Below are 8999 nucleotides of genomic sequence, written 5' to 3' on the forward strand. Positions count from 1 at the left end.
CAAGCTGCGGGACTATCTCAAGCGGGTGACCACGGACCTGCGGCAGGTCCGGCGGGAGCTGCGCGAGGAGCGGGAGCGCGACGCCGAACCGATCGCCATCGTCGGGATGAGCTGCCGCTACCCCGGCGGCGTCCGCTCGCCCGAGGACCTGTGGGAGCTGGTCGACGAGGGCCGGGACGCGGTCGCCGGGTTCCCCGAGCGCCGCGGCTGGGACCTCGGCGCGCTCTACCACCCGGACCCCGACCACGCGGGCACGTTCTACGCCCGTGAAGGCGGTTTCCTGCACGCCGCCGACGAGTTCGACGCCGAGTTCTTCGGCATCTCGCCGCGCGAGGCGCTGGCGATGGACCCGCAGCAGCGCCTGCTGCTGGAGATCTCGTGGGAGGCCCTGGAACGCGCGGGCATCCCGCCGGAGTCGGTGCGCGGCACCCGCACCGGGGTGTTCGCCGGCGTGATGTACCACGACTACGGCTCCCGGCTGCCGCACGCGCCCGCCGACGTCGAGGCCTACCTCGGCAACGGCAGCGCGGGCAGCGTCGCCTCCGGCCGGGTCGCCTTCACCCTCGGCCTCGAAGGGCCCGCGGTCAGCGTCGACACGGCGTGTTCGTCGTCGCTGGTCGCGCTGCACCTCGCCGGGCAGGCGCTGCGGTCCGGCGAGTGCACGCTCGCGCTCGCCGGCGGCGTCGCCGTGATGTCGACGACCGCGACGTTCATCGAGTTCTCGCGCCAGCGCGGGCTGTCCGCCGACGGCCGCTGCAAGCCGTTCGCCGCGGCCGCGGATGGCACCGGCTGGGCCGAGGGCGCCGGCATGCTCGTGCTGGAAAGGCTGTCCGACGCGCAGCGCAACGGCCACCGCGTCCTCGCCGTCGTCCGCGGCAGCGCGGTGAACTCCGACGGCGCGTCCAACGGCCTGACCGCGCCGAGCGGTCCCGCGCAGCAGCGGGTGATCCGGCAGGCGCTGGCCAACGCGCGGCTCACACCGTCCGAAGTGGACGCCGTCGAAGCGCACGGCACCGGAACCACCCTGGGTGACCCGATCGAAGCGCAGGCCCTGATCGCCACCTACGGCCGCGACCGCGAGACGCCGCTGTGGCTCGGGTCGCTGAAGTCCAACATCGGGCACAGCCAGGCCGCCGCGGGTGTCGGCGGCGTGATCAAGATGGTCATGGCGATGCGCCACGGCGCGCTGCCGCGGACCCTCCACGTCGACGCGCCGACGCCACACGTCGACTGGTCCACCGGGGCCGTCGAGCTGCTCACCGAGGCCCGGCCGTGGCCCGAGGCCGACCGGCCGCGCCGCGCGGCGGTGTCGTCCTTCGGCGTCAGCGGAACGAACGCGCACGCAGTGCTGGAGCAGGCGCCCGCTGCTGAGATCACACCGTCCGGAACCGCCGGTGTCGTTCCGATCGTCCTGTCGGCCCGATCCGCGGAAGCGCTTACCGAGCAGGCCGCCCGGCTTGCCGAACGACTGGCCGACCCCGACCTCGCCCTGCCCGATTTCGCCTGGTCGCTGGCGACAACGCGCGCGGCGCTGCCGGAGCGGGTCGCGTTCGCGGCCGCCTCTCGCGACGAGGCCCTCGACGTCTTGGCCGGTCTGGGCCGCGGCGACGTCGTCCCGGCCGCGGTGCGCGGCTCGGCCCGTGGTGGCGCGAAGTCCGTGTTCGTCTTCCCCGGCCAGGGCTCCCAGTGGGCCGGCATGGCTGTCGGGCTGCTCGACGAGTCACCGGTGTTCGCGGCCCGGATGGCCTCATGTGAAGCCGCCCTTGCATCCTTTGTGGACTGGTCGCTCGCGGACGTCCTGCGCGGTGTCGAAGGCGCGCCCGGGTTCGACCGGGTCGACGTCGTCCAGCCGGTGCTGTGGGCGGTGATGGTTTCGCTGGCGACGCTGTGGCGGTCGTACGGCGTCGAGCCGTCGGCCGTGGTCGGCCACTCGCAGGGCGAGATCGCGGCGGCCGTTGTCGCGGGCGCACTGTCCCTCGAGGACGGTGCCCGCGTGGTCGCCCTCCGCAGCAAGGCCATCCTGGCGCTCGCCGGACGCGGCGGCATGGTCTCGATCCCGCTGCCGCACGCCGAGGTCACCGAGCTGATCGACGACCGGATCTCCGTCGCGGCGGTCAACGGCCCGCGCTCGACCGTCGTCTCCGGTGACGCGGACGCTCTCGACGAGCTGATGGACCGCTGCGCCGAACGCGAGATCCGCGCGAAGCGGGTCCCGGTGGACTACGCGTCGCACTCGGCGCACGTCGAGTCCCTGGAAGCCGAACTCCTCGACGTGCTCGGCCCGATCCAGCCCCGCACGGCCGAAATCCCGTTCTACTCCACGGTCACCGGCGAGCCGATCGACACCACGATCGTCGGCGCCCGCTACTGGTACGACAACCTCCGCAACACCGTCCGCTTCGAGGACGCCACCCGCGCGCTGCTCGCCCGCGGCCACTCGGTGTTCGTCGAATGCAGCCCGCACCCGGTGCTGACGATCGGCCTTCAGGACACTGTGGACGATCTCGGCGTCGCGCTGGGCACCCTCCGCCGGGACGAAGGCGACCTCCGCCGGTTCCTGACCGCGCTGGCCGACGCCCACGTCCACGGCGTCTCGCCGGACTGGGCGAAGGTGTTCGGCGGCGGCCGGGTCGTCGACCTGCCCACCTACGCCTTCAAGCGCGACCGGTACTGGCTCGACGCCCCCGCGGCTGCCGCCGGCGGCTCGGACGGCGGGTTCTGGGCCGCCGTCGACCGCGCGGACCTCGACCTCGGCCTGCCCGAGGACACCCTCCGCGACGTGCTGCCCGCGCTCGCCGCGTGGCGACGGCGTCACCTGGACTCGTCCACTGTAGATGGCTGGCGATACCGCGTCACGTGGGAGCCGGTCGACGTCGAGCGCACGAAGCTGTCCGGCGTCTGGCTGGTGCTGGGGGAGGACGACCTCGGCGTCGCCGACGCGCTGACCACGCACGGCGCCGACGTCCGCCGGGAGCCGACGGACGAACCGCTGACCGGGATCGTCTCCCTGGTCGGCGACGGCCGGGAAGCGCTCACCGCCACGACGAAGCTGCTGCAGTCCGATCTGGACGCTCCCGTGTGGACGATCACCTCCGGCGCGGTCACCACCGGCCGCGGCGACCGCGTCCGCCACCCCGATCAGGCCCTGACCTGGGGGTTCGGCCGGGTCGCCGCGCTGGAGCAGCCGGACCGCTGGGGCGGCCTGCTCGACCTGCCGGAGACCCTCGACGACCGGGCCGCGGCCCGGCTCGCCGCGGTGCTCGCCGGGACCGGGGAAGACCAGCTCGCCGTGCGCGACTCCGGCGTGTTCGCCCGCCGGCTCGTCCGGGCCCGGCCGCGTCCGGCGGCCGACGGCTGGCGGCCGCGCGGAACCGTGCTGGTCACCGGCGGTACCGGCGCGCTCGGCGGCCAAGTCGCCCAGTGGCTCGCCGCGAACGGCGCCGAGCACCTCGTGCTCACCAGCCGCAGCGGCGCGTCCGCACCGGGTGCCGAAGAGCTGCGCGAGAAGCTGACCGCCCTCGGCGTCGAGGTGACGATCGCCGCGTGCGACGTCGCCGACCGCGACGCCCTCGCCGCGCTGCTCGACGGCCTCGACCTGACGGCCGTCGTGCACACCGCCGGCGTCCTCGACGACGGCGTCATCTCCTCCCTGACCGACGACCGCTTCGACGACGTCCTGCGCCCCAAGCTCGACGCGGCCCTCGCGTTGCACGAGCTGACCGGCGACCTCGACGCGTTTGTCCTGTTTTCCTCCTTCGCCGGCACGGTCGGCAACGCGGGCCAGGCCAACTACGCCGCCGCGAACGCGTTCCTGGAGGCCCTGGCCGAGCAGCGCGCGGCCGACGGGCTCCCGGCCACCGCGATCGGCTGGGGCCACTGGGCGGGCGGCGGCCTGGCCGACGACACCCTGCGCGGCGACCGCCTCCGCCGTGACGGCCTGGTCGCGATGGACCCCGCGCTCGCCGTCACCGGCATCACGCGGGCGATCGAGCAGGGCGACACCGTCTCGGTCGTCGCGGACGTCGACTGGGACCGGTTCGTGCCGGTGTTCACCGCGTCCCGGCCGAGCCCGCTGCTCGGCGCTTTCACACCGTCCAACACAGATGCCCCGGCGCCCGCTGGGTTCGCCGGGCAGCTGGCCACGCTGACCGGCGCCGACCGCGAGCGCTACCTGCTCGACCTGGTGCGGGCCCACGTCGCGGGCGTACTCGGGCACGATTCCCCGAACGCGATCGAGCCGCGTCGCGCGTTCCGCGAGCTGGGCTTCGACTCGCTGACCTCGGTCGAGCTGCGCAACCGGCTCAGCGCCGCGACCGGGCTGAAGCTGCCCGCGACCGTCGCGTTCGACCACCCCACACCGCTGGACCTGGCCGCGCTGCTCGGCGGCGAGGCGGGGGAGCGCGACTTCGCCCCGGTCGGCTCGGTCGTTGACGCCGTGGCCGACGACCCGATCGCCGTCGTCGCGATGACCTGCCGCTACCCCGGCGGCGTCGGCAGCCCCGAGGACCTGTGGGAGCTGCTGGCCGCGGGCCGTGACGCGATGGCGCCGTTCCCGGCGAACCGCGGCTGGGACCTCGACGCGCTCTACGACCCGGACCCCGACCACAAGGGCACCTGCTACGCCCGCGAAGGCGGGTTCCTCTACGACGCCGACAAGTTCGACGCCGGTTTCTTCGGCATCTCGCCCCGCGAAGCGCTGGCGATGGACCCGCAGCAACGGCTGCTGCTGGAGACGTCGTGGGAGCTGTTCGAGCGCGCCGGCATCGACCCGGACTCGTTGCGGGGCAGCGAAACCGGCGTGTACATCGGCACCAACGGCCAGGACTACGCACCGGGCCTGCACGAGTCGCCGGAAGGCGTCGAGGGCTACCTGCTCACCGGCAACGCGGCTTCGGTCGTCTGCGGCCGCGTCGCCTACACCTTCGGGCTCGAGGGCCCCGCGGTCACGGTGGACACGGCCTGCTCGGCGTCACTGGTGGCGCTGCACCTCGCGACGCGGGCGCTGCGCAACGGCGAGTGCTCGCTGGCCCTGGCCGGCGGCGCGACGGTGATGTCCAAGCCGGGCGCGTTCGTCGAGTTCTCCCGCCAGCGCGGCCTGTCCGCCGACGGCCGCTGCAAGGCCTTCGCCGCCGGCGCGGACGGCACGGGCTGGGGCGAGGGCGTCGGCCTGATCCTGCTGGAACGGCTGTCCGACGCCCGACGCAACGGCCACCGCGTCCTCGCGCTGCTGCGCGGCAGCGCGGTGAACTCCGACGGCGCGTCGAACGGCCTGACCGCCCCGAACGGCCCGTCACAGCAACGAGTGATCCGCCAAGCCCTGGCCGACGCGGGCTTGACACCGTCCGAAGTGGACGCCGTCGAAGCGCACGGCACCGGCACTTCATTGGGCGACCCGATCGAGGCACAGGCCCTGATCGCAACGTACGGCCGAGACCGCACGGACGCACCGCTGTGGCTGGGCTCGGTGAAGTCCAACCTGGGCCACACACAGTCCGCGGCGGGCGTGGCCGGCGTCATCAAGATGATCCTGGCCATGCACCACGGAGTGCTGCCGAAGTCTTTGCACATCGACGAGCCGACCCCCGAGGTCGACTGGAGCGAGGGCACGGTAGCGCTCCTCACCGAGTCAACGCCCTGGCCCGACACCGGCCGCCCCCGCCGCGCGGGTGTCTCGTCGTTCGGCATCGGCGGCACGAACGCGCACGTAGTCCTGGAAGCGGCCCCTTCTGACGACTTTGCCGAAGAGTCCCTGGAGAACGGCCCAGTAGTGCTGTCGGCCCGCTCAGCGCCCGCCCTACGGGCGCTATCCGCTCGCCTGGCCGCGCACGTCACCGCGTCGCCGGAACTGACCCTCGCCGAGCTGGGTCACGCACTGAGCACCACCCGGTCCGCACACCGCCACCGCGCCGCACTGGTCGCGGCCGACCGAACCGAGCTACTGGCCGGCCTGACCGCCCTAGCCGCCGGCGCGCCGTCCGTGCCCACCGGCGAGGCCTCCGAAGGGCGGCGGATCGCGTTCCTGTTCACCGGCCAGGGCAGCCAGCGCCCGGGGATGGGCCGCGAGCTGTACCGAGAGTTCCCGGCGTTCGCCGACGCCCTGGACAAGGTCTGCGCCCACCTGGACGCCCACCTGGACGCCCACCTGGACCGCCCGCTCAAGGAGGTCATGTTCGCCGAGCCCGGCACCCTGCTCGACGAGACCGCCTACACCCAGGCCGCACTGTTCGCCCTGGAAGTGGCCCAGTTCCGCCTGCTCGAACACTGGGGCATCACTCCACATCAGCTGCTCGGCCACTCGATCGGCGAGCTGGCCGCGGCCCACGTCGCGGGCGTTCTCACGCTGGCCGACGCCGCGAGGCTGGTCGCCGCGCGTGGCCGTCTCATGCAGGCGCTCCCCACCGGCGGTGCGATGGTCGCGATCCAGGCCACCGAAGCCGAAGTTTCGGTATATCTGTCAGACCGTGTGACCGTTGCGGCGCTGAACGGCCCGGACTCGACGGTCATCTCCGGCGACGAGACTGCGGTAAAAGCCGTGGCGGAGCACTTCGCGGACCGCAAGACCAAGCGGCTCACCGTGAGCCACGCGTTCCACTCGCCCCTCATGGACCCGATGCTGGCCGAGTTCCGCGGTATAGCGGAGTCTCTGTCTTACAGTAAGACGGCTATACCGATAGTCTCAAACGTCACCGGCGAGCAGATCACCGGGTTCAACGCCGACTACTGGGTCCGCCACGTCCGCGAGGCCGTCAGGTTCCTCGACGGCGTCCGCACGCTGGAAGCCTCCGGCGTGGACACCTACGTCGAGCTGGGCCCGGACGGCGTGCTCACCGGCATGGCCCAGGACTGCGTGGCCAAACCAGCGGTGTTCGTCGCAACACAACGCCGTGACCGCGAAGAACCGTTCGCACTGCGGACCGCCCTGGCAACGCTGTTCGTCGCCGGCGTGGAGCCGGACTGGACCGCGGTCTTCCGAGGAAAACGCGCGCTGCAAGACCTCCCCACCTACCCGTTCCAGCGGGAACGGTTCTGGCTCGAAACCACCGCACGACAGCCCGCCAAGACGTCCACAGTGGACACTTGGCGCTACGCCATCACCTGGCGGCCGGCAGACGATCCGGCCCCCGGCGACCTCGCTTCATGGCTCGTCGTAGTCCCGCCGGGAGAGACGAACGACCCGGCGATCGACGCACTCACCCAGGCCGCCGCGGTCACCATCCTCGAAACCGACGACACCGACCGCGAGACCCTGACCATCCGCCTGGCCTCACTCGACGACGTCGACGGCGTGCTCGCCCTCGGCGGCCTCGGCCCGCAGGTGACCACGACGCTGCTGCAGTCACTCGGCGACGCGGGCATCGACGCACCGCTGTGGGTCGCCACCCGCGGCGCGGTCGCCACCCACCCGGCCGACCGCGTGGCCCGGCCCGACCAGGCCATGCTGTGGGGGCTCGGCCGCACCGCCGCCCTCGAACACCCACGCCGCTGGGGCGGGCTGATCGACCTGCCCGAGCACTTCGACGACCGAGCCGCCGCCCGGCTCACCGGCGTTCTGACCGGCAGCACCGGCGAAGACCAGCTCGCACTCAGGGCGAACGGCCTGTTCGCCTGCCGCCTGACCCCGGCCCGCCCGGGACGCGGCGACGTCGACTGGGCCACCGCCGGTCCAGTGCTGATCACCGGCGGCACCGGCGCGCTCGGCTCGGCCGTCGCCCGGTACCTGGCCGGCCAGGGCACCGAACGCCTCCTGCTGATCAGCCGCCGCGGCCCCGCCGCCCCCGGCGCGGCCGCCCTCGAAACCGAGCTGACCGCACTCGGCGCCGACGTCACCGTCGCCGCGTGCGACGCCGGGGACCGCGCCCAGCTGGCCGCGTTCCTCGCCGACCACCCCGTCGGCGCGGTGGTGCACACCGCCGGCGTGCTCGACGACGGCGTCCTCGACGCGCTGACCGCCGACCGCTTCACCGACGTCCTGGCGGCGAAGGCGACCGCGGCCGCGAACCTGCACGAGCTGACCGGCGACCTGAACGCATTCGTGCTGTTCAGCGCCTTCGCCGGCACGGTCGGCAACGCCGGCCAGGCGTCCTACGCCGCGGCAAACGCTTACCTCGACGCGCTCGCTGAACAGCGTCGTGCGGACGGTCTGCCGGCCACCTCGATCGCCTGGGGCGCGTGGGCCGGTGACGGCATGGCCGCCGGCGCGGTCGGCGACCGGCTCGGACGTGCCGGGTTCACCGCCATGGACCCGCGGGTCGCCGTCACGGCGCTGGGTGTGGCCGAGCCGTCCGCGCTCGTCGCCGTCGCGGACGTCGACTGGCCGGTGTTCGCGCCCGGGTTCACCGCGTCGCGGCCCAGCCCGCTGCTGGCCGACCTCGCGCCACAACCGGAAGTATCCACAGTGGACGAACGTGGGTTCGCCGAACGGCTGGCCGCCGTGCCGGACGCCGAACGCACCCGGCTGCTGGAGGACCTCGTCCGCGAGACCGCCGGGCTGGTGCTCGGGCACTCCGGCGCGATCGAACCCGCCCGGCCCTTCAAGGAACTCGGCTTCACCTCACTGTCCGCGGTGGAGCTGCGCAACCGGCTCGACGCGGCGACCGGGCTGTCCCTGCCCGCGACGCTCGTGTTCGACCACCCGACCCCGCGGGCCCTGGCCGCGCACCTGCGGGCCGAGCTGATGCCGGCACAGGGCCCCGGCCCGGTGTCCCTCTTGGACGAGCTGGACCGGCTGGAGGCGGCGCTCGCCGCACTCGGCCCGGACGAGCTGACCGACCTGGCCCCCGACGAACAAGCCCGGGCCCGGATCGGCGCCCGGCTGAAGGACCTGGGCACGGCCTGGCACCAGGCCGCGGACGTCCCCGCCGCCCTCGGCGACGAGCTGGACGACGCGACCGACGACGAGATCTTCGCGCTGATCGACAAGAAGTTCGGCACCTCGTGACCGAGGCGGCCCGGCGTACCCACGAACTGCGACAGGACTGAACATGGCGAACGAGCAGAAG

The 8999-nt window shown here is 73.4% G+C and carries 1 protein-coding gene; it reads left to right on the forward strand.

The annotated features are described in order from the left end of the window. Positions 1 to 25 precede the first annotated feature (25 nt). Complete coding sequence (locus tag MUY22_RS27900; protein ID WP_371827690.1) at positions 26 to 8938, forward strand: type I polyketide synthase; 8913 nt, start codon at positions 26 to 28, stop codon at positions 8936 to 8938. Positions 8939 to 8999 lie beyond the last annotated feature (61 nt).

It is taken from the genome of Amycolatopsis sp. WQ 127309, assembly GCF_023023025.1.
Taxonomy (GTDB): domain Bacteria; phylum Actinomycetota; class Actinomycetes; order Mycobacteriales; family Pseudonocardiaceae; genus Amycolatopsis.